The sequence below is a fragment of the Frankia sp. CeRuru1 genome, assembly GCF_977966315.1.
This window is the reverse complement of sequence record NZ_CDWWEW010000522.1, coordinates 1-2,699: the sequence shown is the minus strand read 5'-3', so window position 1 is coordinate 2,699 and position 2,699 is coordinate 1. Positions and strand designations below refer to the sequence as shown.

Annotated in this window: 2 protein-coding genes; both read left to right on the top strand. The window is 70.6% G+C overall.

What is annotated here, in order from left to right; translation table 11 throughout:
- Positions 1–304 precede the first annotated feature (304 nt).
- A complete protein-coding gene (locus tag AC08OP_RS23760) occupies positions 305–952 on the top strand; it encodes a TetR/AcrR family transcriptional regulator (protein WP_476616204.1) in 648 nt (215 codons plus the stop codon).
- A gap of 189 nt (positions 953–1,141) precedes the next feature.
- Complete coding sequence (locus tag AC08OP_RS23755; RefSeq protein WP_476616203.1) at positions 1,142–2,644, top strand: MFS transporter; 1,503 nt, start codon at positions 1,142–1,144, stop codon at positions 2,642–2,644.
- Positions 2,645–2,699: the final 55 nt, after the last annotated feature.

The window sequence follows — 2,699 nt, the reverse complement described above, 5'->3', positions numbered from 1 at the left end:
ATTCCAGGCGGACGGCCCCGGGTGTTGTCCGTTCGGGACACCCGGATCGCGGCCGGAGCCGGAGCCGGAGCCGGAGCCTGCGGCCGGGGCCGGGGCCGGGGCGGCGCGAGTGCGGGTGCGGGTGACGGGTGTTGGTGCCGAGTGGCGGATGTGACCAGTGCCACACGGCGTGGGGAGCTGGCATTTGCAGTACAGTACGGTACTGTTTCTCTGGTCCGGGTAATGTTCATTGCGTCTTCTCCTCGGCGTCGCGGCCATGCGCGTCGACTCCGGAGAAGCGTCCGAGACGGAAGGGTGAAGACCGATTTCCCCGCCGAGTGGCGCCGGGCGTGGCCGGCCCCGGGACGACGCCCGGGAGCGGGCGATCCTGGACGCCGCGCTGGAACTGCTCGTCGAGGTCGGGTATGAGCGGATGAGCATGGTCGCCGTCGCGGCCCGGGCCCGGGCCAGCAAGGCGACGATCTACCGCCGATGGTCGTGCAAGGACGAGATGGTCGTGGAGGCCCTGCGGCGGCATGGTCCCGGCGACCGCGTCCCGGCTGACACCGGGTGCCTGCGGGACGACCTGGCCGCCGAGGTGCGCCTCATGGTCGACACGATTACCGGTCCCGACGGTGCGCTGCTCATCGGCGTGCTCCGGGCCGCGAGCGAGTCCCCGCGGCTGGCTGCGGTCGTGCAGGCCAACATCCTGCAGAACAAGGCGAAGATCGGCCGCTGCATGTTCGCTCGGGCCTCGCAACGGGGGGAGATCTCTGCGTCGGCCGATTTCGACGTGATCATGGAGATTGTCGTGGCGATGATTTTCTGTCGCCTGCTCGTCACCGGTGAGCCGCTCGACGGCGCGTTCGTCGATCATATGGTGGACGACGTGCTCATGCCGTTACTGGCTGGCCGGCCCGGAACGACACTCCGCCCCGGAACACCCCCGTCCGGGGCCAACTCGAACACCTGAGCTATTCTCGGCTCGAACGCCCGTTCGATAGCCCTGTCCCTGCCACCGTCGCGTCACCGACACCGCCACGGACCGCCCGGTCCCGGGGCGCCGTCCACCGGCACCATCCCCACTGCACCGGGTCGCCTCGCGCGAACTCGTGGCGTTCGTTCGTCCCCGTTTCAGGTCCGATCGGCTAGGAGCTTCCCTGTGACCACAACCCTCGACCACCAGGCGGAGGACCGTCCGGTGGAGGCGGCGGACGGCTCGCCCGATCCACGGCGCTGGCTCGCGCTCTGGATCATCGCTGTCGCGCAGCTCATGGTCGTCCTCGACGCCTCGATCGTGAACATCGCGATCCCGCACGCGCAGGCCGATCTCGACATCTCCACCGCGAACCGGCAATGGATCGTCACCGCGTACACCGTGGCCTTCGGCGGTCTGCTGCTGCTTGGCGGGCGCGTCGCCGACTACCTGGGGCGCAAGCGGGCCTTCAGCTGGGGACTCCTCGGTTTCGCGCTGGCCTCGGCGCTGGGCGGCCTGGCCCCGAACGCCGGCCTGCTGTTCGCCGCGCGGGCGCTGCAGGGTGCGTTCGCGGCCCTACTCGCGCCGGCCGCGCTGTCGCTGATCACCGTCGCCTTCACTGAAAGCCGCGAGCGGGCGAAGGCGTTCGGCGTGTACGGAGCGATCTCCGGTGGTGGCGCCGCGATCGGTCTTATCGTCGGCGGCCTGCTCACCGAGTACGCCTCCTGGCGGTGGTGCCTGCTGGTGAACGTGCCGATCGCGCTCATCACCGCGGCTCTCGCGCTGCCCGTAGTGCGCGAGAGCCGGGCGCAGGGCAAGGCCCGCTACGACCTGCCCGGCGCGGTGACGGTGACCGCGGGCCTGGTGGCCTTGGTCTACGGCTTCACCGTGGCCGCCGAGGACGGCTGGGGCGACGCCCGCACCATCGGGCTGCTGGTCGGTGCGGCCGTGCTGCTCGCGGCCTTCGTCGTCATCGAGTCCCGCACCAGCGCGCCGCTGCTGCCGCTACGGGTGCCGTGGGAGCGCAACCGCGGCGGCTCGTTCCTGGCCTCGCTGCTGACCGGGGCCGGCCTGTTCGCGATGTTCCTGTTCCTGACGTACTACTTCCAGCAGACGCTCGGCTACGGCGCCCTGAAGACCGGCTTCGCGTTCCTGCCGTTCAGCGGCGGGATCATCGTCTCCGCGGGGCTGGCCAGCCAGCTCCTGCCGCGCGTCGGGCCCCGGGTACTCGCCGGCGCCGGCACGACGCTCGCGGCGGTCGGGATGGCGCTGCTCCTCGCGATCGGGACGGATTCGAGCTACGTCGTGCACATCCTTCCCTCCGAGCTGCTGATCAGCATCGGCATGGGCTTCTCGTTCGTGCCCCTGTCGAACCTCGCGCTGATCGGGGTCGCCCCGCACGACGCGGGGGTGGCCAGCGCGCTGGTCAATACGACGCAGCAGATCGGCGGGTCGCTGGGTACCGCGTTGCTCAACACCGTCTACGCGACAGCCGTCACCAACTACCTGGCCGATCACGGGCGGGGTGGGAAGGCCCTCCTCGACCAAGCGCAGATCGAGGGCTACACCACGGCGTTCCTGTGGGGAGCCATCCTCATCGCGCTCGCTGCGGTAGTGATCGTCGTGCTCATCCGAGCCGGGCGGGAGTCGACCGCCGACGTCGAGGTCGTCCCCGCGCACGCCGGCTGACCCGTCCGCGCGGCACCCCGTCCGCGCACCCCTTCCTCGTCCGTCCGGGGCATTC